This is a genomic window from Hahella sp. CCB-MM4 (genome assembly GCF_002260525.1).
Classification (GTDB): domain Bacteria; phylum Pseudomonadota; class Gammaproteobacteria; order Pseudomonadales; family Oleiphilaceae; genus Hahella.
Genome location: NZ_MRYI01000006.1, coordinates 15,670 through 40,556, shown reverse-complemented (window position 1 = coordinate 40,556; position 24,887 = coordinate 15,670). Strand labels below are relative to the sequence as shown.

Annotated in this window: 23 protein-coding genes; 13 read left to right on the top strand and 10 right to left on the bottom strand. The window is 50.5% G+C overall.

The window, feature by feature from the left end; translation table 11 throughout:
- Nucleotides 1–14: 14 nt before the first annotated feature.
- Both BTA51_RS12740 and BTA51_RS12735 read right to left on the bottom strand, forming a co-directional pair.
- The gene (locus BTA51_RS12740; RefSeq protein WP_094707855.1) at nucleotides 15–641 is read right to left on the bottom strand and encodes a class GN sortase; all 627 of its coding nucleotides are present in this window, start codon (nucleotides 639–641) and stop codon (nucleotides 15–17) included.
- 2 nt (nucleotides 642–643) lie between these two features.
- The gene (locus tag BTA51_RS12735) at nucleotides 644–2,848 is read right to left on the bottom strand and encodes a marine proteobacterial sortase target protein (protein WP_094707854.1); all 2,205 of its coding nucleotides are present in this window, start codon (nucleotides 2,846–2,848) and stop codon (nucleotides 644–646) included.
- A gap of 226 nt (nucleotides 2,849–3,074) precedes the next feature.
- On the opposite strand from BTA51_RS12735, the gene ybaK reads away from it, so the two are divergent.
- The 8 genes from ybaK to BTA51_RS12695 all read left to right on the top strand — a co-directional run bounded on the left by ybaK (nucleotide 3,075) and on the right by BTA51_RS12695 (nucleotide 10,783).
- Nucleotides 3,075–3,554: a Cys-tRNA(Pro) deacylase gene (gene ybaK / locus BTA51_RS12730; protein WP_094707853.1), complete on the top strand. Its 480-nt coding sequence runs from the start codon at nucleotides 3,075–3,077 to the stop codon at nucleotides 3,552–3,554.
- Nucleotides 3,555–3,637: 83 nt separating this feature from the next.
- Nucleotides 3,638–4,630: a GGDEF domain-containing protein gene (locus BTA51_RS12725; RefSeq protein ID WP_094707852.1), complete on the top strand. Its 993-nt coding sequence runs from the start codon at nucleotides 3,638–3,640 to the stop codon at nucleotides 4,628–4,630.
- 184 nt (nucleotides 4,631–4,814) lie between these two features.
- A complete protein-coding gene (locus BTA51_RS12720; protein WP_168188159.1) occupies nucleotides 4,815–5,573 on the top strand; it encodes an ABC transporter substrate-binding protein in 759 nt (252 codons plus the stop codon).
- 163 nt (nucleotides 5,574–5,736) lie between these two features.
- Nucleotides 5,737–7,398: an ABC transporter substrate-binding protein gene (locus BTA51_RS12715; RefSeq protein WP_246841036.1), complete on the top strand. Its 1,662-nt coding sequence runs from the start codon at nucleotides 5,737–5,739 to the stop codon at nucleotides 7,396–7,398.
- A gap of 210 nt (nucleotides 7,399–7,608) precedes the next feature.
- Nucleotides 7,609–8,145, top strand: a complete 537-nt coding sequence (locus BTA51_RS12710) for a DinB family protein (protein WP_094707850.1) — start codon at nucleotides 7,609–7,611, stop codon at nucleotides 8,143–8,145.
- Between the two features lie 174 nt (nucleotides 8,146–8,319).
- Complete coding sequence (locus BTA51_RS12705; protein WP_094707849.1) at nucleotides 8,320–8,520, top strand: DUF6316 family protein; 201 nt, start codon at nucleotides 8,320–8,322, stop codon at nucleotides 8,518–8,520.
- Between the two features lie 160 nt (nucleotides 8,521–8,680).
- Complete coding sequence (locus tag BTA51_RS12700; RefSeq protein ID WP_168188158.1) at nucleotides 8,681–9,526, top strand: translation initiation factor eIF-2B; 846 nt, start codon at nucleotides 8,681–8,683, stop codon at nucleotides 9,524–9,526.
- A gap of 105 nt (nucleotides 9,527–9,631) precedes the next feature.
- On the top strand, nucleotides 9,632–10,783 hold the full coding sequence (locus BTA51_RS12695) for a pyridoxal phosphate-dependent aminotransferase (RefSeq protein WP_094707847.1): 1,152 nt from the start codon (nucleotides 9,632–9,634) through the stop codon (nucleotides 10,781–10,783).
- Here the strand turns inward: BTA51_RS12695 and BTA51_RS12690 are convergent, their stop codons facing one another.
- Nucleotides 10,784–11,509: an MBL fold metallo-hydrolase gene (locus BTA51_RS12690; RefSeq protein WP_094707846.1), complete on the bottom strand. Its 726-nt coding sequence runs from the start codon at nucleotides 11,507–11,509 to the stop codon at nucleotides 10,784–10,786.
- Nucleotides 11,510–11,635: 126 nt separating this feature from the next.
- On the opposite strand from BTA51_RS12690, the gene BTA51_RS12685 reads away from it, so the two are divergent.
- Nucleotides 11,636–11,968: a helix-turn-helix domain-containing protein gene (locus tag BTA51_RS12685; RefSeq protein WP_094707845.1), complete on the top strand. Its 333-nt coding sequence runs from the start codon at nucleotides 11,636–11,638 to the stop codon at nucleotides 11,966–11,968.
- Nucleotides 11,969–11,988: 20 nt separating this feature from the next.
- Here the strand turns inward: BTA51_RS12685 and BTA51_RS12680 are convergent, their stop codons facing one another.
- Entirely contained in the window at nucleotides 11,989–12,330 is a 342-nt protein-coding gene (locus BTA51_RS12680; protein ID WP_094707844.1) for a GFA family protein, read from the bottom strand.
- Between the two features lie 104 nt (nucleotides 12,331–12,434).
- The gene (locus BTA51_RS12675; RefSeq protein WP_210404824.1) at nucleotides 12,435–13,196 is read right to left on the bottom strand and encodes a crotonase/enoyl-CoA hydratase family protein; all 762 of its coding nucleotides are present in this window, start codon (nucleotides 13,194–13,196) and stop codon (nucleotides 12,435–12,437) included.
- 208 nt (nucleotides 13,197–13,404) lie between these two features.
- On the opposite strand from BTA51_RS12675, the gene BTA51_RS12670 reads away from it, so the two are divergent.
- Together BTA51_RS12670 and BTA51_RS29925 are read left to right on the top strand one after the other, a co-directional pair.
- Nucleotides 13,405–13,878 (top strand): murein L,D-transpeptidase family protein, encoded by a 474-nt coding sequence (locus BTA51_RS12670; RefSeq protein ID WP_094707843.1) that lies wholly within the window; start codon nucleotides 13,405–13,407, stop codon nucleotides 13,876–13,878.
- Nucleotides 13,879–13,887: 9 nt separating this feature from the next.
- Entirely contained in the window at nucleotides 13,888–14,313 is a 426-nt protein-coding gene (locus BTA51_RS29925; RefSeq protein ID WP_141215589.1) for a hypothetical protein, read from the top strand.
- A 34-nt stretch (nucleotides 14,314–14,347) separates the two neighbouring features.
- On the opposite strand, the gene BTA51_RS12660 is transcribed toward BTA51_RS29925, so the two are convergent.
- Together BTA51_RS12660 and BTA51_RS12655 are read right to left on the bottom strand one after the other, a co-directional pair.
- Complete coding sequence (locus BTA51_RS12660) at nucleotides 14,348–16,894, bottom strand: DNA polymerase II (RefSeq protein ID WP_094707841.1); 2,547 nt, start codon at nucleotides 16,892–16,894, stop codon at nucleotides 14,348–14,350.
- A 91-nt stretch (nucleotides 16,895–16,985) separates the two neighbouring features.
- Nucleotides 16,986–17,300 carry a DUF4156 domain-containing protein gene (locus BTA51_RS12655; RefSeq protein ID WP_094707840.1) on the bottom strand — a complete coding sequence of 105 codons (315 nt, stop codon included), beginning with the start codon at nucleotides 17,298–17,300 and terminating at the stop codon, nucleotides 16,986–16,988.
- A 315-nt stretch (nucleotides 17,301–17,615) separates the two neighbouring features.
- On the opposite strand from BTA51_RS12655, the gene BTA51_RS12650 reads away from it, so the two are divergent.
- Together BTA51_RS12650 and BTA51_RS12645 are read left to right on the top strand one after the other, a co-directional pair.
- Nucleotides 17,616–18,641, top strand: coding sequence for a malate dehydrogenase (locus BTA51_RS12650; protein ID WP_094707839.1), 1,026 nt, complete (start codon nucleotides 17,616–17,618; stop codon nucleotides 18,639–18,641).
- A gap of 422 nt (nucleotides 18,642–19,063) precedes the next feature.
- Nucleotides 19,064–21,370: an endonuclease/exonuclease/phosphatase family protein gene (locus BTA51_RS12645; RefSeq protein WP_094707838.1), complete on the top strand. Its 2,307-nt coding sequence runs from the start codon at nucleotides 19,064–19,066 to the stop codon at nucleotides 21,368–21,370.
- Nucleotides 21,371–21,437: 67 nt separating this feature from the next.
- Here BTA51_RS12645 and BTA51_RS12640 read toward each other — a convergent pair whose 3' ends face one another.
- From BTA51_RS12640 to BTA51_RS12630, 3 genes are all read right to left on the bottom strand, one after another.
- Nucleotides 21,438–22,925, bottom strand: a complete 1,488-nt coding sequence (locus tag BTA51_RS12640; RefSeq protein WP_094707837.1) for an aldehyde dehydrogenase — start codon at nucleotides 22,923–22,925, stop codon at nucleotides 21,438–21,440.
- A gap of 120 nt (nucleotides 22,926–23,045) precedes the next feature.
- Nucleotides 23,046–23,921, bottom strand: coding sequence for a 4-hydroxy-tetrahydrodipicolinate synthase (gene dapA, locus BTA51_RS12635; RefSeq protein ID WP_094707836.1), 876 nt, complete (start codon nucleotides 23,919–23,921; stop codon nucleotides 23,046–23,048).
- A 117-nt stretch (nucleotides 23,922–24,038) separates the two neighbouring features.
- Complete coding sequence (locus BTA51_RS12630; protein ID WP_094707835.1) at nucleotides 24,039–24,887, bottom strand: ABC transporter permease; 849 nt, start codon at nucleotides 24,885–24,887, stop codon at nucleotides 24,039–24,041.

The window sequence follows — 24,887 nt, the reverse complement described above, 5'->3', positions numbered from 1 at the left end:
ATTGATAGCGATCATCAAAGCGACGCGATTTCCGGTTTGGCACCCCCTGCTGCTTCATCCTCAGGCACAGGCTGTAAATAAAACACTTTACGCAATGGCCCTCCGGGTTCTGCTCCAAACGGATAGCAGGTTGTCAGCAACAAGAGATTATCCGGCCCTTCATACTCCAGATTGATACGGTCTTTGTTCACATCGACGATGGCTTCACTCACCACCCGATAATGTAGCCTGTTTGCATGGTGATCCTGCCAATACACGCTGGTGCCGGGCAGAAGTGCCTGCAAGGCAGAAAAATGTGTATCCCTGTGGGCGGAGATCACGCTGACCCCAGAGGCTCCGACAGGAGCTGAAGCACTCATATGGGTTGGTGCGAAGGCCAGGTTCCGCCCACTGCTCCCTGCCAGGACAATCCAATGACTGTCCAGGGCCGGGATGCTGAGTTCTCCAATCGGATAAGTATCGGCCCAGGGCCACGGCTTATTCTCCGGAACGGAAAGCCCGGAATCCGGGCTTTCCTGTAGCGTCCTGGTCCAGGCATCTGTCAGCAGCCATTGGGCAAGCATGGCTTTTAGCTGGATATAGCCCCCATTCGCCAGCAGAACGCCGGCAACCAGAACCATTGCCATACCGATACGTTTCATGCTTAACGGCCTGTTTCGGATTTGGGTCGACGATGAAAGCCCATGAGTAGCAGACCAACCACCAGTAATGCTGCACCCAACTGCAGATGCAGTAACGAAGGTGTGGCTGTTTTTGGGAAGCGGGCCATGTTATTGGACATTCCTTTGGCCAACAGGTTAGGCACTGCTGTGGTTTTCAGGTCCTCAAGGTTCGGGCGCACAGGCGTTTTGTCGACGGCGACAAAGCTTGTATAAGCGCTCATCAACTGAAACTCCAGAGCTAATGGAAGGACTTGCTTTTTGACCTCCTCTTGCGGAGTTCCGAGGGTTTTCTGATCCATCCAGTAAGCGATTTTTTCCCGTGCCCAAGCGCGTCCGATACCTTTGCCCCCGGCGGCACCGGCAAGATCAATCCCACGTGTCCAGAGCGCTTGCTGATCGGTTACGAAGCCCATGCTGTAACCCTGGAGTTTTAATGGGAGTTCTGCCTGTTCTGGCTCCAGCTTCACCAACACCATGATGGGATCACCATGATAAAGATCCGGAATTTTTTCCGGGTACATTTCTGCGGAAAGGCTTTTGCTTTCTTGATCCTTCAACTGAATATCCCGCAGGTTGGGGTAGCGTAAGTCCTGCATCAGGTCAGTAATCTTCTGCTGTACTTCGTTAAGGTCATTGATGTGACTGTAGCTGCCACGTCCGAACTGGGCTGCCTTGCGCATAAAAAAGCGATTGGGGGCCGAACCTATACCGACGGTGAACAGACGGGAATCACCGATATCCTGGTTGATCTGTTGAAATAGTGCCGTCTCGTTGCCGACGCTGCCGTCAGTCAGAAATATAACCTGACGCACGTAGCCTGCAGGGGCTGAACCCTGCAGCGCCAGTTGCAACGCTCTGGAAATCTCGGTACCGCCATCTGCACGCAAAGAACTGACATAGGACCTGGCCTGACGCAGAGCGGCCTGTTGTGCGGGAACTGCCTGGGGAAACAGGGCGTGGGCATCGGAGTTGAATTCAATAACGTTAAAACGGTCTTTGGGTGTCAGCGTACCCAGTGCCTGGGATAAGGCCTGACGGGCCTGTTCGATGGATACCCCTTCCATGGAGCCTGAGGTATCTATCACCCAGATCATTTCTCTGGGCAAGGTAAGTGCTTCGTCTTCCTGCAGTGGGGGAACCAACATGATCTGGGCATAAGTCGCCTGATCTGAGGTTTCCTTGAATACGGCGGCTTGCGGGCGTTGAGCATCCTCAGTCTGCCAGGTCAGTACAAAGTCGCGATCTGCGGGGACCTCAGTCTGTTTCAGGTCCACCTGATAATGGGTGCCGTCCAGCCTCCAGTCGACATCATGGGAAATACTTTCAATCTGATTCAGAACGAGGCCGGCATTTATGCTGATGTGAATCGCTGCTTTATGCGAGGGAGAGGTCAGGCTTGCCTCCGGCACAGTCAGCGGGCTGATTTTATCCGCATCCGGGACTTCATCAGTTGGAGTAGCCCAACCTGTAGTGGTTGGGTTCAGTCCGCCCCCCATGCGGCTTCTGAGAGATTCCATGCCATCGTCTGAAAGCTGAAGGCTGCCGGGCATATATCTCGGAGTGATGGTCAGCGGCAGTGAAAGGGAAAACTGTCCAGCGTGGTAACGAATATTATGCTGGTAATACAGTCGGATGGTGATGGTTTCATTCGGTGCGATATTGGCGATTTTATGAGTAAACATGTTGGGGCGCTGCTGATGTACCACCGCAGCTTTCTGTCCGGCCTGTTTAGCCTGTTGATAGGTCTTTTCGGCTTCCTCCTTTTCCTTGATTTCCGCCACGATGACCCTGTCTCCGATCAGCATTTCCATACGGTACACCGCCGCGTCGTCCGGAAGCGGGAAGACATAGACCGCTTCCCGCCACTCAGTAGAGGAATTATGAAACTGCTGTTCAAGCCGGGTTTGGGATATCAGACCGGTCACTTCGGTGTCGTAGTCCGAGTACATGGCCACAGATGGGGTAAAGCTTCGATTTTCCTGATCCAGGAAATACAGCTCGCCGCTTTTGACTCGATCGTAATCGATTTGGGCGCTATGTGCTGTGTTACAGATGGATATGACCAGCAGTCCCAGCCAAATAGAAATTAGTAATGACCAGTCTTTGCCGGTGACTGGATTCGGATTGTCTGATTTGCCTTGTTGTTTATTGTTTTGAAGGCGTTGCGCAGAATGCACGATAGCCATAGTAGAGTTTCCTGAGCGTAAAAAGATTGAATGGAAATATTGTTTTGCAGGCAGTATTCCGTATGAACCGGACAAATTGAGGAGGATTAAATGTCAGACCGGGGGACCAAATATGGCAAAATGTGGCAGCATATTAGTCTCAGGCTTCCGGTTGGAATTTTGGGGAGCTGGCCCGAGGTAGTCAGGAATTGGAGAGACGAGGTAGTTAGGAATTGGAGATAATGGTATGACTCCCGCAATCAATGCCGCGAAAAAGTCCGGTGTTTCCTTTCGTATTCATGAGTATCACCATGATCCGAAGGCAGAGTCCTATGGTGAAGAAGCGGCTAATCTACTGGGGCTGGATCCACGCCAGGTATTCAAGACACTATTGGTATCGCTGTCGGGTGGAAAGCACACCCTCGCAGTAGGGGTCGTGCCCGTGAACGGAATGCTGGACCTCAAAGCCATGGCCAAGGCGATCGGTGCCAAGAAGGCTGAAATGGCAGACGCGAAGATCGCTGAGCGTGCCACGGGTTATGTGGTGGGGGGAATCAGTCCCATCGGGCAAAAGAAGTGCCTGCCCCTGGTACTGGATAAGTCGGCCGAGCAATTTGAAACTATTTTTGTCAGTGCCGGACGCCGGGGCCTGGAAATCGAATTGTCACCGCAGGATTTAATCCAATTAACCTCAGGCAGTATAGACGCCATCGGAAACGTAAAATAACTAAAAAGTTTGGAATACTTAGAGGCAAATCACAGGAATGTTGCTACCATTTGACTCGTTTCGTGTTTCAGGTGTCGCGCGTCATGCCGCAGTGGTTAATGGGTTTGAGTCTTCATAAAAAGCTTGAGTTGTTTGCTGTCCTACTGCTGATTCCCTTTTGCTTCGGCGGACTCTGGAACGGCAATGCAGGCAACGTTGCCGGCGCTATCATTGCGTCTGTTTTCTTCTTTCTTTCATTTCTGACACCTGAGAAACATCGTTATTCCTGTTATGCCAGAGCCCTGACGGCGATGGGACCCGGTTTAGTGATATGGTGGATTGTCAGTTTTAACCCCACCTACGCCAGTTACTGGTCATTCCCATTTATGCTGTTTTTGTACTTCCAGCTAAATCTGTGTCGTGCCATTACGGCCAACTTGGTGTTTGTGGGAGGATTGACCCTGATATTGACGCAATATCTGGATGCTCCCATGCTGGCACGATTTATCGCCGCCCATGCTTTGGCCAACGGCTTTGCCATCTTCTTTGCCCATGATCGTCAGGTCAATGAAGATCGACTGAAACAACTGGCCACAACCGACAGCCTGACGGGGCTCTATAACCGACGTGAAGCCATGCGTTCCCTGCAGTATGCCCTGGATATCAAGTCTCGTTATGGTCAGAGTTCCACCCTGATGATTATCGATCTTGACCATTTCAAGAAGATCAACGACCACAATGGACATATTAAAGGGGACGAAGTATTGGTCACCTTCTCCCGTTTGATGAAAGACAGAGTACGTTCATCGGATCTGCTGGCCCGGCTGGGGGGAGAAGAGTTTCTGTTATTGCTGAGGCATACAGGGCTGCGCCAGGCAGGGGAGCTGGCTCAACAGCTGATTCAATGTTGCCGCGAGCATCCGTTTGATATCGCCCAAGCGGTGACAATCAGTATCGGGGTTGCAGAGTGTGAAGACGGTGAATCTCTGGCAACCTGGCTAAAAGCGGCGGATGATGCGCTATATCAAGCCAAGCAAGAGGGGCGTGATCGCCTCAGCTATGCTCCTGAAAGGAAGCCTGCCAGGCAAGTTGCCTGAGTCTCAGGTCAATAATTCACATCGGTCTAAAGGGCCGGTCCGGAAGTTGTTTTGTTCCTCCCGTTCGACAATTCGCCGTCTCTGTCACGCTATACTAGACTCATAGATACCCGATCCAAACCAATCTGATCCTGAGCAACATCCATATACGGACTGGAGACAGTTGCAGATGGTCGTGTCAAACATGAGTTCAAGAACAGTGTCTCTGCTGCTGGCAGGATGGCTGTCGGTCATATCGGCACTGGCGAGTGCGGAAGGCACTGTTATTCATATTCTGGCCTATCAACAGCCACCCTTCATGGAATCACGTAATAACAAACCCCTGGGGCTGGCGGTGGATGTGGTCAAGTTGCTGATGGAGCGTGCCGGGTTTGACTACGACATTAACTTCGTTCCACCCAAACGGGCCTATGTCACCGCTCAGTCCTCTCCAAATCATTGCATGCTGGCGATTGAACGGGCTCAGACGATTGAAGCCCTGTTTCAGTGGATTAGCCCGATTCTGATTACCCGCCACGGCTTCTATTCGAATGCCTCGGATAAATACGATATTCGAACCCTTCAGGATGCCCGGCCATACGTGATCGGAAGTTACCTGGGCAGCGGTGTCGGGGAGTACCTGGAAAAATACGGCTTCAACGTGGATTTCGTTTCCAGTAACGATCTCAATATCCTTAAGCTGCAGCGTAAGCGGGTGGATCTGTGGGCGACGGATACCATTTCCGCTGCGCGGCTCATCTATGAAAATGATTTGCAGTTCAAGCTGGTGCACACATTTCTGACAACCCTGCGCGCAATGGGATGTCATCTGAGTCTGCCCCAGGAGATTGTCGGCCGACTGCAAAGCGAACTGATGGGAATGTATCAGGACGGCTCCGTGGAAACGCTGTATCAGAGTTACCTGGGCACTCATCCACCCCAGCTAAGTGATATCCAAGAATAGTGAGCGATACTCAGTAATAGTGAGTGATACCCAATGACTGTGAATGATACCTAATGAGAATGTCGTGATGGGGCGATTAACTCTCAGCAGGAAGATGACCTGCTCAACATACTCTTATCAGTTGGAGAAAACATTCTCCCATGTGATGGGAATGCTTCTTGTCATGTTCCTGCTGTTGCTGACGGGAGCCTCATCCTATGCCCAAACGGCGGAGGAATGGGTCGATAATGAATTTAAGGAGTCCACGTTCACCCGTGATGAACAGTTGGCGGAACTCGAGTGGTTTCATGACGCTGCGAAGCCGTTTCGAGGTATGACAATCTATGTGATATCTGAGCCGATTGATACCCATTGGTATGAGGCAGATACCCTGGTCAAAGCGTTTGAGGATATTACCGGTATCCACGTCGTTCACGAGATCACCGGGGAGGACGACGTCGTTCGCAAACTGTTGGCCCAGATCGAAACCCAGTACAACATCTACGATGGATTTATCAGCGACTCTGATCTGATCGGAGGACACTTTCGATCAGGTGCTGTTGTGGCCCTTTCTGACTATATCAACGAAGAGGGGCGGGATGTCACCCTGCCGACACTGGACCTGTCTGACTTCATCGGGCTTTCGTTTACCACCGGGCCCGACGGTAAGGTATATCAGTTACCTGACCAACAATTTCCCAGCGTTTACTGGTACCGGCACGATTGGTTCAGCCGCAAGGACCTGCAGGACCGATTCCGCAAACTATATGGGTATGAGCTGGGAGTGCCGGTCAATTGGTCTGCTTATGAAGATATCGCGGAGTTTTTTACGGTTCATGTCAGGGAGCTGGATGGTCATCGTGTGTGGGGGCATATGGACTATGGGAAGACAGATCCCTCACTTGGATGGCGTATTTCCGATGCCTGGTTGGCGATGGCAGGAATGGGGGACAAGGGGCTTCCCAACGGTCTGCCGGTGGATGATTGGGGTATCCGGGTGGAAAACTGCAGACCGGTTGGGGCCAGTGTCAGCCGCGGTGGTGCTCTGGACAGCCCGGCAGCGGTGTATGCCATCCGTAAGTTCCTGGATTGGTTCAGGCTGGCGCCTCCGGAGGCCAGAAACGTCACCGACAAAGTGATGGGGGAGTGGGTGGGCTCCGGTGTCGTGGCCCAACAGATCTTCTGGTATACCGCTTATCTGGCACAGATCACCAAACCTGGTCTGCCGGTCGTCAATGAAGACGGCACCCCGAAATGGCGAATCGCCCCGTCGCCTTTGGGGGCATACTGGGAAAAGGGAATGAAGTCCGGATATCAGGATGCCGGTTCCTGGACGTTTCTGAAAAACACGCCGGAAAAACGCCGTAAGGCGGCATGGTTATATGCGCAATTTACGGTATCCAAAACAGTCTCGTTGAAAAAGACTCTGGTCGGTCTTACTCCCATTCGCCTGTCGGATATTAACTCCAAAGCCATGACGGAAAGGGCGCCGTATCTTGGGGGGCTGGTGGAATTCTATCGCTCGAATGCCCGTTATTACTGGACTCCCACGGGAACCAATGTGCCCAGCTATCCGAAATTATCCCCATTATGGTGGAAATACATGACCCAGGCGCTGAATCGCAATCCCCTCGTGGAAGATGTCATGCACGATCTGGCAGGCGCCATGGATGAGGAGTTGGAGGCGATCGGCAAAGAGTCTCCCGGAGCCTGTTCACCCCGGCTTAATCCACCGTCACCCAGGGAATACTGGCTGGGACAGCCGGGTTCACCCAAGTCAGAAAGGAATGAACACCCTCCGGGCAAGACACTAAGCTACGAGGATGCGATCAAGGCCTGGCAATAGTGCTTCTGGGCAATAGCTCTTATGGACATTAGCTCTTCTAGACATCAGCTCTTCTGCACTCGGATTCTGGGGGATACTTTTTAACAGGCCGGAACCGGTTTGCTGAAGCGGATCGCTTGTTATTGTCAGCCATTTGCTGTTGTAGATCATTTTCTATTACATACCAAAGGTATATGCTCCTGAAACAAAACAATATCAAGGAGGTTAACGATGCTCGTGGATAACTATCGGTTGATGGCCAAGTACAATCAGTGGATGAACCGGAAGATATACGATGCCGCCAGTACCCTGAGCAGGGATGTTCTGTGGATGGACAATGGGGCATTTTTCAAATCGATTCTGGGGACGCTCAACCATATCATGGTGGGGGATCTTCTCTGGCTTAACCGTTACCGGAACCATCCCCGCAAATATCCGGTATTGAATCATCTGGATAATTTTCCCACCCCTAATTCCCTTGACCAGATTCTGGAAACCGAAATTGCTGAATTGGGAGCACGTCGCAGTCGGCTGGACCAGATCATCATTGAATGGTGTGGAGATCTTGAAGAAGAGGACCTGGATTTTACCCTGCATTACGGGGATAGCTCCGGGCAACCCATGGCTCGGGAATTTGGCTTGCTGATCCAGCATTTCTTCAATCACCAGACTCATCATCGTGGGCAGATAACCACGTTACTGAGCCAGCATGGCATCAACCCCGGTGAAACGGATCTGCTCATGCTGATACCACGACTGGACAATTAATGTGAATGGGCCCTGGCTTGCTGTAAGCCGGCCGAAAAACATTGATTCTCTACACAGACAGGTTGGTTAGGGAATAAAGCCCCCGTTTTTCATTTGTTGACAATTGAATACTTGGGGGTTGTGCAAAAAATAACCTAATCTCAGATTGTAAGCTGTATGTCTGTGGAGGGTGCCATGACTGTAAGATCTGGAGAAGCAGAACGTCCCTGGTTTCGTAGCGACCGTTTTATTCATACCGCCGACGGTTGGTATTTCGTGACCAGAGAAAACACCCAGGAAGGCCCGTTCAGCTCAATTAGGGAAGCCAATAATGAGCTGAGTCTTTATATTCGCTACGCCAACGAAGCATTCTATGTCAAAGCCGGTAATGGCTGAATGTTCCTCTTGTTCAGTTTGACACTGGGGCTTTAATAAGGTGTTGCGCCAACACTTTTCACCGGGCGTGACACCGATATTTTAAACAGATCAATAATCCTGCCTGAAAAGTCGAAGGTCATTTTCTATACTTTCTATATCCCTTGATATGAGAAGGAAGATGGACCCTAGAGCTCAGGCCATTATCGACTTTGTCAAAACAGACCGGGACCACGGCGCTAACCAGCTCGCCCGTGAAATGCTCCAGCGTCTGGAAGAATGGGTACAGGAACTGGACTCCACGTTTTTGACCGAAATGGACGAAGTGGCTCAGGTGTTAATGACTTGTCGGCCGAGCATGGCTCCAATCGGCAATTGCGCCACCCGTTGGCATGAGCGCCTGCAATCATTGTCTCCCTCTCTTGATGTTAAAACTGCCATAATTCAGGAGCTTCAGGAAGTCGTGGAGGATCTGGTTTCCGTGAACCAGAAAATCGCCCAGCACTGCCGTGAAATTCTGCCGGAAAGTCCCCGCTTGATGACCCATAGTTACAGTTCCGCTATTTCAACTCTGTTTGAATATCTGGTGCTGGAAGGCGTGCCGTTCAGTGCTGTTCTGACGACCAGTTATCCGGGGTTGGAGGGGAATAAACTGGCTGTTCAAATGGAAAAGCTGGAAGTTGAAACGGTGATCGTGCCGGATACGCAAATAGGGATGTTTATCAACGAATGTGATTTGTTGGTGATAGGTTGCGATACGCTGATCCCGGCTGAAGGATTCATCAATAAGTGTGGCAGCTACCTGATGGCTCTGGCAGCTAAAGACCAGGGTAAACCTCTTTGGGTGCTGGCAGACACATTCAAGCATAGAAACTGTAAGCTTAAAGATGTTCCCCTTGAAGAAATGGATATCAGTGAAATACATGCACCGGTGGGAGATCATCTGGACACCCGAAACGTTTATTTCGAACCTGTTCCCAAAAAACTTATGACGGGTTGGATCGACGAAAACGGTGTCCACCGCTAGGTTTCAATTATATTAACCCTGCCTGACTTTGCCTCCCGGGTTTTCTAAAACACTATTTGACTGCTAGTCTGTCGGCAATCCTTTCAAAGCTAACAGGAAGTTTATATGCGATTTCAAAGCCGACGTATTGCTGATCTGGTCCAGTCGGATATCCGGGCCATGACACAGGAATGTAAGGAGCAGGGGGGAATCAACCTGGGGCAGGGGATCTGTGATACTCCGCCGCCTTCGGTACTGTTGGATAACCTGATACCGGCGGTAAACAACGGATATAACAGTTACACCAGGTTTGACGGTATCCAGCCTCTGCGTGAATCACTGGCCGCTAAGGTGAAGCGTGATTCCGGTCTTGTCCTTGATCCGGAAACCAACTTTGTGGTGACTTCCGGCACCACAGGTGCTTTCACCTGTATCATCAATGCCCTCAGTGATCCCGGAGACCGTATTCTGATGTTCGAGCCCTATTACGGATATCATATGAATGCGGCGGTGCTGGCGGGGTTAGAGCCGGTGTTTGTCCCTACGCGAGGCGAGGACTTCTCTCTGGATGTGGACAGTCTGGAAAAACTGGCGAAAGGTGCGCGGGCAATTGTCGTTAACACGCCCTCAAACCCTTCCGGTCATGTCTTCAGTCGTCAGGAGCTGGAAACGATCGCCGAAATTTGCCAGCGCTATGATCTGCTGTGTATTACTGACGAAATATACGAGTATTTCCTGTTCGATGGTTACCGGCATATCAGCATGGCCACAATACCCGGCATGTGGGAACGTACGGTCACCCTGGCTGGTTTTTCCAAGACCTTCAGTATCACCGGCTGGCGCATTGGCTATGCCACGGGGCCTGATCATCTGATGCTTCCCATTGGTATCGCCAACGACCTTTACTACGCTTGTGCTCCCGCTCCACTTCAATATGCTGTCGCCAGAGCGCTGGACTCACTGGGGCCCGATTTCTATTCCCGATTGGCCGAAGAACATCAGCAAAAGCGTGACCTGTTCTGCTCGACGCTGGCCAGAGTAGGGCTGACTCCGCACATTCCCCAGGGGGCGTATTATGTACTGGCGGATGTCAGTAAACTCGGTTGCCGGTCTTCGAAAGAAGCCGCGATGTATATTTTGGACAAAGCCTCCATTGCGTGTGTTCCCGGTAGTGCCTTCTTTGAGGAAGGCAGGGGAGAGCATCTGGTCCGCTTTTGTTTCGGCAAAGATGACAGCACGCTCGAGCGGGCCTGTGAGTTGTTGGAGCAGCTGAAATGATTACGCTGAATCATGGCAGCATAATCTGCTGGCATGCCGTTTTACGGCTGTTGCAGGTAAAGGGCCGCCGTGTCCCATGTAAAAGGTGTGATGGCCTCGTTCCACCATCTGCCTGAGTGTTCTGCCAACCTCAATGGGATTGTCTTCAAAGGGGGGCTGTTTGGGACGGTGTTTTAAAAATATCCCCCCCAATAATATCCCTGATGCGATCAGGTCACCGACCAGAGCCTGCTGGTCGGAGAGTTCCACTGATACAGAGCCGGCAGTATGGCCTGGCGTATGACGAACCTCTCCGTTGATGCCGTAATCCTGCAGGTGAAGACTGTCGTTGTCGTGGAGCAGAATATCAGGCTCGAAAGCCTGGTAGGGTTGCTGAATGGCTCTGGTCAGTTTGAATAGTCTGCCGAACCAGCCGGTTGGGCAAAACGTCATTTGTTTCTCCTGCCGGTAAAACGGCAAATCACCAGCGTGCCCGACGACCGGTGCTCTACACAACTCCCGTAGACGAAGGGCATTGCCCGCATGATCAACATGTGCGTGGGTAATCACGATCAGTTTGATGTCCTGAAAACCTAGTCCATGCTCGGAAAGTTTTTTACTGATGCGTGCCTCAGATCCGGGTAGCCCTGCATCGACGAGAATAGCGCCGCGGTTGCCCAATACAAGGTGGGAATTGACCATTCCGGCAGGTAGGATGGGGATCTGAATAATTTTATGTATATCCATATGAAGCTCAGCGTCAATAGGTTGGTGGATTAGAGAGATTTGAAAGACGCTGAATATGTTTACTCCTCGGGAATTTTTTGACAAGAACGCACTTTCTGGTGCCTGAGTTTCCAAAAGGTAACTGTGATGAAAAAAAACTGGCACCTGGATAACCCGTTGCAATGCCCCATGGTCATTGCGCTCAATATGGTTGGGGGGAAATGGAAACCCATCATCCTGCATATGCTTGCTCAGGGGACAATGAGATTTAATGAGATCAAACGTAACATCCCTCCCGTCAGCCAGAAGATGCTGACTCAGCAGTTGCGTGAGCTGGAAGCCGACGAGATGGTCAACAGGAAAGTCTACCCTGAGGTTCCTCCCAAGGTGGAATATTCTCTGACTGAAAAAGGACAGTCGCTAATGCCTATCCTGCAGAAGCTTTATGAGTGGGGGGAAGCTCAGGCGGAAAACCAATAAAGACGAGGTAAGGTGAGAGCTCAGAATTCCGCTCCATTCACATGTCTTACCGGCAGAACCTCAAGTACTTCGGGTGAGGCCATATTGGCATTAACGGCGGTTATCGCTCCGGGACATTTGGGGGTCGTAACATAGTGAGTGACACAGCCGCAGATACCACACCGATGAAATTCCAATTCCCTGTCGCCCCAGATATAGAACTCTGATGCTTCCTTCTCAAAAGTGATGGTCACCTCAGATGGATCAAAGTATGCCCACTGGGCGGCATATCGCCTGCAGATGGAACAATTGCAGCGGGTAATTTCTTCCGGCTCGCGGTTGGTTTCAATTCTGATATTTCCACAATGGCAATCCAGCTTCATCGTTTGTATCCATTCAAGTAAGAGGTTGTGTCGCGAGGTTTCATCATCATGATATCAGGCTTCAATCATCTTCTTAATGCCAGACTTCAATCGTCCTGATGTTTTCATGGTGTATGTTTTTTCTTGGACGTCGATCCGGGGAGAATCCCTTTAACAAAGATATTCGCGCCCTGCATGAGAAAACCGATACGATCGGTTTTTATGGATTTTTTCAGCGAGAGCAATACTTGTCGGCGGGCACTCAACTTGGTCTGGTAATGCGCGCGAAGGTCAAGGGAAGCGAACTTCAGTGCTAATTCATTGGCAACAGAAGTAAGCTCGTCTGCTGGTACAACCTGATCGACAAAGCCCGCATCCGCTGCACCTTCAGGCGTATAAATTTCTGCAAGAAGTGCTGCCCGGGTAAAGTGGGCGGAAGTTAGACGATACCGGCAGATGTCAATCCCTGCCCGAGGCATGGTCAGCCCGATTGCAACTTCGTTAGCGCCGATCTTAAACGGCCCGTTCGCTGCCACACGATAGTCTCCCGACAATAGAAGAAATGCCCCCATGGCCAGGGCATGACCGTTGCAGGCCATTACAACCGGCGTCGGAAATGAAAGCAGGCGTTTGGCAAGCTCAAACCCTCCGGTCAGCATGGTGATCGTATCGAGATTGCCGCCCTTGAGAATTTTAAGATCAAAGCCGGCACTGAAAACATCCTCCCGCCCAGTCAGCACGACCACTGCCTGATCTTTCTGAGCCCGATCCAGTGCGTCATGAAGCTCACTGATCATGGTGGGGGATATCACGTTCCGCTTACCGTCATCCATCTTGATGTTGGCAATAGGCCCATTTGCCTCATATTTCACAATGCCTGTATTCACGCCTGTTATTCCTGTTTTTGTCCTGATTCCAGCCAATAACACGAAGATTGTGCCGCCCGTTATGACTAACCATATCAGAGCTCAGGATAAATGGGCGGTAATTATTCTCAGGTTTGCAATGATTACTTTTATTCTTGGTTAAGGATAGGAGTTGAGTGGGAAGGCTTGTACAATCCCGATCCGTTTTTCGCATATGGCAGTCTAGGATATGACACATATAACCTTTCTGGCTCTGATTTTGGTTAGCTCCACTGCTTGGGGAGTTGATCTGGTCAAGATAGATAAATCTGAAAGAAAAATGTATCTGCTGGAAGGCGATGAAATTGTCAGGGAGTACAGCGTGGCACTTGGGGCAAACCCGAAGGGACATAAACAACAGGAAGGAGATGAGAAAACGCCTGAAGGAACCTACATTTTGGATTATATAAAGGAGGACTCATCCTTCTATAGGGCCATGCATATTTCGTATCCCAATGAGCAGGATGTCGAGAATGCAAAGAATCTGGGTGTATCGCCCGGCGGATTTATTATGGTTCACGGCCAGCGGAACTGGCTGGGCTGGCTTGCTCCAATTACTCAAATGTTTAACTGGACAAACGGTTGTATAGCGTTGATCAACTCTGATATGGATGAGTTCATGCAGCTGGTGAATATTGGAACTGAAATACGGATTGAATGGTAAGAAGTAAACATGGGTCGTAACGTAATTTGTCCCGGCTGCAAAAAGGCTACGAGGAGAAAAAGGTTTTCCTGGGGGATCAGCTGTAAGGAGTGCGGCTCTTCCTATCGACCTGTTTCCTATAAAGCCGTCGGCGGATTGAAAAAGAGAATTCCAGGAGTCCTTTTATTGGCTGGTTACTTTATATTGAACTCTGTTTTCACAGAGGTATTCAGTCCGGAGAGTAAGATGGGCGAATTCGCAATAAAGCTAATTCTTGTTCTATTCATTCTCACAGTTGCTTTTGTCCAAAATCCAAAACTCGTACCCCGAAAGTATGTGCTTATTTCAGACGTAGAGAAGACAACGAAGAAAGTAGATAAGTTTGCTCTGGTTTTGGGGGGAATACTGGCCATCCTGTGTATCGCAATTATGTCGAAGGTATCAGATCTTGTCTGAGTGGCCTCATACTAGAATTTTCTGAGCAAAATTCTTAAAACAATCCAATCTGCGGACTTGCAATCTCCTCAAACGATGTACCCAGAAAATGGCATATCCCATCCACAATCGGGGCTATTTGCCGGTCAATATACAGATCATAATCCAGTGATGATTGTCGATAAGACAAAGCTTCCGGCCCGTTAAGCGTCATCACATATTCCACCCAGTCACCCCGACGATAAAGCGGCGGCTGATGGAGTTCCTTTCGATGCAGGTTGGCGCGACGGGCGGCTTGCACGTGGGGAGGAATATTACGCTGGTATTCATCGATTTTGCGGCGCAGTCGTTTACGGTAGTAAAGCTGCTCGTCCCGCTCGCCGTTACGGATGGACTGAACGATTCCCTGAATATAACTTTCATAGGGTTCGTAATAGAAAATGCGCCGGTAGAGTTCTTTCTGGAACTCCCTGGCCAGCGGCGTCCAGTCAGTACGGACCGTTTCCAGTCCCTTGAATACCAAGTCTTCTTTACCATCCGGTTTCACGACCAAACCGGCATAGCGTTTTTTGCTGCCTTTCTCTGAACCTCGAATGGTGGGCATGACAAAGCGGGTGAAATGGGTTTCGAACTCAATTTCAAGATAGCTCTGAATCTGGTATTGGTTTGTTAATTCCTTTTGCCACCACTGGTTCAGGTGTTTGGCCAGCTGTTCACCGATGGCAAATATCTGTTGGTTATCCAGATCCTTGACCTGTCGCAGGTGCACAAAAACCGAGTCGGTGTCGCCGTAAATGACTTCATGACCCTCTGCCTCAATCAGTGCCTTTGTGCGATTCAGAATGCGATGGCCACGCAGTGTTATTGAGCTTGGCAATCGGTAGTCAAAGAAGCGGCAGCCAGGAGTTCCCAGTACGCCGTAAAAAGAGTTCATCAATATCTTGATTGCCTGGGACATGGCCGCATTCTTGTGGCGCTTGGCCTGATCCCGCGCTTGCCAGAGTTCCCCGATCAGATCCGGCAGAATAGGGGAGTCTTTGCTGAATACCGCGCCATTGAATCCCGGAACGAAATCAGATTTCGGCACTTCGGGCGTTTCCCTCTGGTCCCATTGATCGTCCCGGTCATAGGCTGGTGTGGGTTCTTCCAGAATTCCCTTGATGCGGGCCAGGGGGTCGATCTTGAATGTGCGGATGATACTGGGGTACAGGCTTTTGAAATCCAGCACCAGTACATGCTCATACAGCCCCGGTATGGAGTCCATGACATAACCGCCAGGACTGCCGACACCAATTGGATCCTTGACCAGACTGGGGGCAACGTAGCCCGCCCGATGCAGACGTGGCAGATAGCGATGATCGAAGGCGGCGACTGAGCCGCCGAATCGATCCATCGCCAGGCCGGTCAGTTCCGCGCGCTCGACCGCGAATGCAATCAGCTCGGTGTGGCGGAAAATGTCCCAGACCAATTGGCAGTCTTCCAGGTTATAAGCCGCCAGGGAGATTTTGTCTTCGCGGAACAATCGGGTGATTTCTTCACCGCGGTTGTCCACATCGTGAATCAATTTGCCCCGGTTGAGCAGAGTGTTGGCCACGCTCTGCAGTGAAAAGCTTTCAAAGACATAGGTGGCCGACTTCAGTGTTTCTATGCCGTCAAGCACCAGTCTTCCTGGCATACAGAGGGTATAGTGACCTTCATCATTGCGTGACTGGCGCCAGTCCAGGGGACTGTTACCCCGTCCGAGATTGAGCGGAATCCCCAGGCTGTCGGCTTTCTTTTGCAGAAAACGGAGGTCAAAGTTAATCACGCTCCAGCCAATGATAATGTCCGGGTCTTCCTCGGCAAACCATTGCAGGAAGCGATGCATCAGGTCACGTTCATCCAGGCAAAGTTCCAGGTATTCCGGTATGGGGTGCTGATTTTCTGAGGCGTTAATATGGTCGGGGGACCCGACCATAAATACCTTTTCGATGACCTGTTCGTTTTCGGACCGTCTGTGGTCTTTTTCCGGATCCCCGGGAGCCAGACTCCGGGTCATGACGAGGCCAATGGAATACAGATGATCACCGGTCATCGAGGTTTCGATGTCCAGGGACAGCACGGTAAAGTCCGGCCGATAATGAGCCGGCTTCAGAGGTGCATCCACCAGTTCGCTGAAATTTCCGTGTCTGGCAGGAGCCCCTTTATATTCAAAGGACGCGGTAATAAAGCGCTCCATCAGGAAGCGATCATGAGGTTGAATATCGGCTTCCAGAGGCGTGAGCCCGGTATTCTGAAGGAGATCGCGGGCACGATAGAGAACCCGTTGTTCTTTAAAGTAAAACGCATGGACGGGCTTGCCTTTGAAACTGAGCAAATTCACCGGTTTGTCATGCCAGACAGGGTCTGGGGCATGAGAAGGACCGTAGTCCCGGGATAAAAGGCTTCTGGCCTGTTCCACTTCCTCGGTATCGAGGAAACATACGGCCTGCTGAGCAGGGTAGTGCAAGCGGATAGGGCCGTCCGGTCCCGTAGCCCATAATGTCAGCTGCAGTTTCTTCGAACCTCTTCCATTGGCTGGAGCATCATCCCATTGGCGGGTCAGCAGAAAAGCGTGTGACATGTGTTTTAGATTGGGGGTTTAGTCATTCAATGATATGAAATAACAGAGCCTGCCATCGTAATAGCAGGCTCTGCAACAGCAATAAAAATCTCTACTGGCAGTTGTAGATGATGTATTCACGGGTGCCGTCGATAATTTCGCTGGCCGTGGCTAGCGCGTTGCCGCCCATTTTGATGGCTTCATTTTTAGCGAGTACCAGAAGTTCATCAGCCATGGGAGCTTCGCCTCTGGGAAGGAATCCGACCTTATCCAGCACCTGGGCTGAAGCGGTACCCAGTCGCTCACATTGGGAGGCTTCTTCAGTGGTGAGCAGTTTGACGTTTTCAGAGCCGGGAGTTGGCTTGACCGTTGCACAGGAAGCTACGGTAAGGACGGCGAGAATCGGGACAAATTTCAACTTGTTCATAGATATCTACTTAATCAATTGATTTGTAAGTATTGCCAAACACTAAAGCAATTTTTTTGAGCATCATACTACAGATATGCTCATCGGGTAACCGCGGTGAATTGTGCCATTTCGGTGCTTTCACTTGCTCGTTTTTAGTGCAGTAGGGTATTGGGAAAAAGTGCCTGAATGTCACCATGAAGACGTCCAAATGTCACGATGGAAAAGACGCTTAGCCTAATGTCTAAGCTGGTTTCGACCATAGTGGAAACTACACCAACGGGGTGCTCGACGTACAATGAAAGGGACTTCATATATACATTCGTGGAGGATGTTATGTCTCAGCCATTGACCGTAGCCGTGACCGGTGCGGCAGGTAGTGTTTGTCAGTCTCTGCTGTTTCGTCTGGCGGCTGGTGAACCGTTTGGGCAACGCCCCATACGTCTTCAATTGATTGAACGACCCGATGCCATGCAGGTGCTCCGGGGGCTGGCAATGGAACTGGAAGATTGTGCCTTTCCGTTGCTTGAGTCCGTTACCCTCCATGAAACTCCCGAGTCCGGTTTTGTCGATTGCGATTATGCCATTCTTGTTGGTGCCAAACCCCGCACCGCAGGTATGCAGCGGATAGACCTGTTGCAGGATAATGCCGAGATTTTTGCCCAGCAGGGTAAAGCGCTTGGTCATTATGCCAAGCCGTCTGTGAAGGTTCTGGTGGTCGGGAATCCGGCCAACACTAACGCATTGATCGCCTGGGCTAATGCGGAGCGCCTGTCACCCAGCCAATTCACCGTATTGATGCGCCTGGACCACAACCGGGCCAAGGGTTTCCTGTCCCGTAAGCTGGGGGTGAGCCCACAGAGTGTGGAAAGACTGGCTGTATGGGGTAACCATGCCAGCACCCAGTTTCCTGATGCCAGCCATGTCCATATTAACGGCCAGCCCCTGCGGCGTGGGCTGGATATTGACTGGTACCGTGAAATCATGATTGGTGAAGTGCAGTTGCGCGGTGAAGCTGTCATCAATGTGAAAGGGCGGACCAGTGCGGCGTCAGCCGCGCAGGCGATTATCGATCATCTGCGTGACTGGATGATCGGCACCACAACGGGAGATTTTGTCAGCATGGGCGTGTTCAGCCATGGGGAATATGGCGTGGCGCCCGGATTGTTTTTCTCCTTCCCAGTGACCTGCCGTCATGGAAACGTGGATATTGTGGAAGGCCTGGAACTGGATGATTTCTGCAAAAAGATGATCCGCGAAACCGAACAGGAATTACTTCGTGAGCGGCAGGCGGTGCTTTCCTTGTTACCGGAAACCTCTCTAGCCCGGAGAGGCTTTACAACGTTGTCAGGTGTGGCCTGAAAGTCTGCCTTTTTCAGGCGGAGATTTTTTAAAGTAAGTCAGAAGTAAACGACGCTCATTCAGGTCTTTTGTGTGTGGCCGGCACTACTCTGCTTCAGGTCTGTTATCTGAAGGGAGTTAGTGCTTTTTTTATGTCACTGGGTACCTATTCTCAGATCCCAGGCAATGAATGCCTGTTCCTTTTCGCTACCGATTCTCGTTCAAATTTAATCTTGTTCCTATCCAGGAGAAGGAGGATTCATAGGCATTCTGAATATCGCAACAACTTCGATAACGCTTACAACATGATCGACAACCTGCCACTTTTACCTCCCTTACTATTACCTGCATCGGTGAACTCCAGTAGCTCAAACAGCATATTGTCCGTTTCTTTCTTCTGTCGTTCGCCGGTGACTAAGACGTGTAAAAATAAGGAGAAATAAATGAAAAGGAAAAGTGGCTTACTATTAACAAGGTCAGTGGTTCTCTTTCTAATCTTTTTATTGGGTTTCGGTTCATCTGCATTGGCAGCGAATTATGAGTACACCGGCTATATCACGAACGATACGGGCGGGCCATTAAAATTTCTATGGTACAGCAAAGGAACTGATGACAACCCGCGAGGACTTGGGGCTCAGACGGGGCATCTATATCATGGTGAAATGCTGGAGCTCCCTGAGGATATTTCTGCTGGTGAACAAATAAGCTTCAAGGCCAAGTCAGTGGGGAGTACCATCCAGGGCACTCTTGTTTTTGAAATGGCTAACAGTGAGTTGGTGTGGATATATTTCCATGTACCGGATATCAATAGACGTCATAGCCAGTCTCGAAACATAGAAATCAGTATCCAGAACTCGGGTAACCATTCTGTTGCCCAATATAGGATTCGTCCTTCAACAAATCGGGTAACGTTCCTGTCCTATAACACTCATCTGTTTAAAGAATCTTTGGTTGGTGATTTTTCGTCCTCTCATGTGTGGGATGACAGCAAACGAAGAGAAGCCATAGTGCAATCGATCTGGGATCTTGATCCGGATGTCGTAGCGCTACAGGAAGTGTGGGGAAACTCAATGAAAGACTGGTTCATTAATCAGCTCAAGACTACATATCCATACCATTATGCTCCACATGCCATGCAAACCCTCAAGATCAGTAACGGTCTCGTGCTGCTGAGTAAATTTCGTCTGGAAAATACCGGTAATCATCTTTTTTCAACACTTAACGGCACCGCTCAAAATGATCTAACAAAGTACCTTGATGTATTTACCGTTGGTGATGACTGGTGGTCGGAAAAAGGTTATCTCACGGCCAATATTATATTTTTTGAAACACTTGGTCTTTCATTTAAGTCACGCATTGGCGTGAGCCACACCAGTACTCAGGTAGAGTTGGCTGATTTCTCAAATATTGGTGAGTTTGTGAACGGCACCTTAGATGGATCATCACATTGGAGGCTAGTCTCCGTTCCCACCAATCCGCCCATACAAATTGCAGTGGAATGGGGGCACGATGAACCGTTTGATGGGGCAACTCCGGCGTTCCTGATGGGAGATTTAAATACGCATATTAGTCATTACGACGCTATGAATGACGTATTTGAAAGTCGTAATGCTTATGATGTTTGGGAGGAGCTTAACGGCGAGGTGACCTATACCAATGTTGAGTTCGAAAAAGCCTATACGGTATATGATGCTGAAAACTCTCTTGTACAGATATACGATCCAAAATCGAATGGACCGGACAGGATTGACTACGTATATCTGAAGCAGGGTGATAACTCAGACGTAATCAATGTTGAGCCAAAATCGATTCAAGTTGACCAGACCCATTTTAAATATGGAGATAGCTTGGTTGATCAGTCTGATCACTGGCCGCTGGTGGCAACGTTTGAATTGAATGTCGAAGCATCTGCTGCACCGGCAAAAATCATAGAATACTCATACTCAAATACGGCCGATCACAACTGGAAGAAAATATCGTTTGGAGACACAGTTGAAATTGAGCCAGAGGCCGCTTTATATAGAAATCTCGTTGTCTTCTCAGCCATGCAGACCTATGAGGGTATTGATACCGCAGGTTTGCGTATCAAGAGCCTAGATGAAACCGGGTTTAATGTAATGGTTGAAGAGGAAATTTCATTGGATGAGGAGACTACTCATAATGACGAAACAATCGGTTATCTGGCCTTACTTGAGGGAAAAATATTAAATAATAGAGGGGTTCAGGTGGGTGAGGCAGGAAGGCTGCAAGGCGACCATGAATGGCGTACCTTTACAGGTCTGACCAAAAATTACGTAAACCCGGTTTTAGTTGCAATGATGAATTCCACTAAGGGACTGGAGCCGGCGCATATTCGACTGAGAAATGTGAATGCGAATTCCTTTGAGTATAAAGTCGAAGAGTGGGATTACCTTGATGGAGTACACCACATGGAAGATATCTCGTTCATCGTGCTTGAGGCCGGGGTACATAACTTAGATCATGGAGTGACTCTGCAGGCAAAAACAAAGAGCATGAAGCTTTCATTTAATGAAGTTAACTTCGATGCTCCATTTCAACAGCCTCCGGTTGTATTCAGCCAAAGCCAAACACTAAATGGAAAAGACCCTGTGGTTACAAGGCAGATGGATATTTCCTATCAGGGATTGCAGGTAAAGCTTCAGGAAGAAGAGAATAAGAACCAGGACCACAACAGAGAAAATGTTGGAATTATTGCAGTAGGTGGCACGTATTCTTCAATCACACGGTGACTCCAAACCAGGTGTAACCGTACTGACTCTCCATAAAGATTGTAGCCGGGCAAGCCCGGCTTTCCTGCTAATTAGCATACCAGATCGTTTTGGTCTGCACGTACTGGTCAAAGGCCTCAAGTCCGTTGTCCCGGCCGCCGAATCCGGAAGTTTTGTAACCCCCAAATGGTGTGGTTATGTCACCCTCCGAGAAGCAGTTGACCGATACGGTACCGGCTTTGATTGCCTGCGAGGCTCGGTGGGCTCTGCGGACATCCGAGGTGTAGAGCGATGCCGCCAAGCCATAGCTGGTAGCATTGGCCAGATCAATGGCCTCAGCTTCGGTTTCGAAAGTGGAGACGGCAAGCACCGGACCAAAAACCTCCTCTCTGAACAGACTCATTTCTGAGGTGACAGCGTCAAAAATGGTCGGTTCGATGGTCATTCCAGCGCCTAATGCCAGCACATCACCACCTTGAATCAGCTCTGCGCCTTCCTTCTTGGCAGTATCGATGTAATGGCAGACTTTATCGAAATGTGCCGGTTCTATCATCGGTCCAATCGAGGTTTCCGGATCCTGGGGATTACCGACCTTCCAGCCGTCAGACAGCCGTTGTTTCAGAATACCGAGCAAGTCGTTCTTGAGACTTTCATGCACGATCAAACGGGAGCCGCAGCTGCAGTTTTCGCCCATATTCCAGAACGCAGCGGAGAGGACGTCATCTGCAATGGTTTCCAGGTCGTAGGCGTCTTCAAATATCACCTGGGGGCTCTTGCCGCCGCATTCCAATATGATTTCTTTCAAATTGCTTTGGGCGGCGTAGGTCAGGAACAGGCGGCCTACCTCCGTGGAACCGGTAAAGGACACCACATCCACATCCGGGTGAAGCCCCAGGGCTTTACCCACCTCTTCACCGAATCCGGTAACCAAGGTCAGGGCACCTTCCGGTACACCGGCTTCGTGAGCCAGTTGAACCATGCGGTAGGCGCTCAAGGACGTCAATTCTGCCGGTTTCACCACTACCGAATTGCCGGCAGCCAATGCCGGTGCTACTTTCCAGGCAAACATCAGTGCCGGGAAATTCCAAGGCAGGACCGCACCAACGACACCAATCGGCTCTTTGACGATCAGGGCCAGCTTGTCGTTGGCTGTCGGCGAAACCTTTCCGAACTGTTTATCGATGGCTTCGGCATACCAGGAGAAAGTCTGGATCGTGTCCGGAATATCGGTATTCAGGCATTCTGTAATGGGTTTGCCTGCGTCTACACAGTCCAGAGCCGCCAGCTCTTCCTTGTGTTGCTCCATCAGTGCTGACCAGCGCAACATGATGCTTTTGCGCTCTCCTGGAGAAAGCTTTGCCCAGGCACCGGATTCAAAGACTTCACGGCCTGCTTTCACTGCGGCATCCACATGCTCGCCGTTACACCGCTGAACTTTACCAATCACGCTGTGATCAAAGGGATTCAGCGTTTCAAAGTGCTGAGCCTCAGTCCGGTCAGTTCCGGGAATCAGTGCGCCGGCGTACAGTAGGCTGTCCTTGGCCTGTTGGAAAATATCTTCTTTAGTGCTTGGCATAGTGTGCTCCTGTTATTTCTTGTACTCCTATTATTTCTTGTACTCCTATTATTTCTTGTACTCTTACTATTTCTTGTACTCTCATCATTTCTTGGGTTCCCCTCACTTCATGTTCTCCTATCACTTGATAGCTGTTGCCAGTAGGGCCAGAAACGATTCTTTGTCTTCATCGCTGATAGGCAGCAATGGCGGACGGGGCTCGCCAACCGGTAAACCGATAAATTGGCATCCCACCTTGGCCTTCTGGTTGTAATCCGCGGCTTCCTGATTTTTGATCACCGGTAGAATGCGCCACATGATGTCCAGAAGGCGCTCGTATTCACCGGCATCGGCAGCTTCGATCATGGCGACATGTTCTCCCGGCAGATAATTGGCGGCTCCTCCAATCCATGAACGCACACCCCAGAACAGATAATCGGCTGCCTGATCATCGGAACCGCATACCACCTGGAAGTTATCCATATGGGCATTGATCAGGGTCAGCGCCCGGCTGAAATCTCCACTGCTTTCTTTGATACCGATGATGTTTTTGTCTTTCGCCAGTTCGAGTACGGACTCAATACTGATATCCACTCCCGAGCGTGCCGGAAAGTTGTACATGATGATCGGCATGTTCACGGCTGCGCTGACCGTCTTAAAGTGGTGGACGATTTCATGTTGCTGGGGCAGACAGTAAATCGGTGGAGCCAACATCAGGGCCTGATAACCCAAGGCCTTGGCTTCCTCAGCTTTGGCGATGGAGCCGGCGGTGTGGGTATCATTGACTCCGGCGATTAACAGAGCTCGCTTACCCACGTGGCTGGCGATATAGGACATCAGATCGCGGCGCTCGGAGGCACTCAGAGTGTAGTATTCGCCGGTGGTACCACAGGCGACGATACCCCGGACGCCGGAATCGATCAGATAATCGAGCAGGCGGCCCAGTGCGGGATAGTCAATCTGGTTTTGGTTGTCGAAGGGGGTTACTACCGGGACCAATACGCCATTTATGTTCATTCTTTTTCCTCTTGCATGAGACAAAGTTTCTAAGTGCTCTGCCTGAGCACATAACTACGGGTTGAATTACCGCGTCAGGTAACGCGGGACATCGAATAAATCGGATTGGCTTTCTGCTTATTCTCTGAGGCCACGCATTCGTGCGTTGCGGCGTCTTAGCAGCTCCAGCGTGATCAGCAGCAGTACGGACATCACGATCAGCAGAGTGGCCACCGCCAGAATGGTGGGGCTGATCTGCTCGCGGATTCCGGACCACATCTGCCGTGGAACCGTGCGTTGCTCTGCACCGCTGACAAACAGCACGACCACGACTTCATCGAAAGACGTGCCGAAAGCGAACAGACCACCGGAAATCACTCCGGGACGAATGAGCGGCATGGTGACCTTGAAAAAGGTATATACAGGGCCTGCACCGAGGTTGGCGGAAGCGCGGGTCAGGCTATGATCGAAGCCGGTCAGGGTTGCCGTGACGGTGATGACCACGAAGGGGATTCCCAGCACCGCATGGGCCAGAATCACTCCGGTATATGTCTGGGCAAGACCCAGGCTGGTGTAGAAGAAATACATGCCCGCAGCCGCAATGATCACGGGAACTATCATTGGCGAAATCAGCAATGCCATCACGGCGTTGCGCAAAGGCATGTCACGACGGGACAGACCCAGTGCCGCCATGGTGCCCAGAGTGGTCGCCAGTAGTGTGGAGGCGGAGGCAATAATGATGCTGTTTTTAAGGGCGTTGACCCATTGCGGGTTATTAACCATATCCGCATACCAGCGCAGGGAAAACGCACTGCTGTCCAGATTGAGCATGCCCTCTGTAAATGAAAAGTAGGGCTCCGCATTGAAGGACAGGGGAATAATGATCAGCACCGGCATGATGAGGAAAAACAGTACCCCAAAGCAGTACAGGCGGTAGCTGTGAAAGCCCACCCGTTCCAGAGGTGTTGCATAGCTGGGTAGTGACAT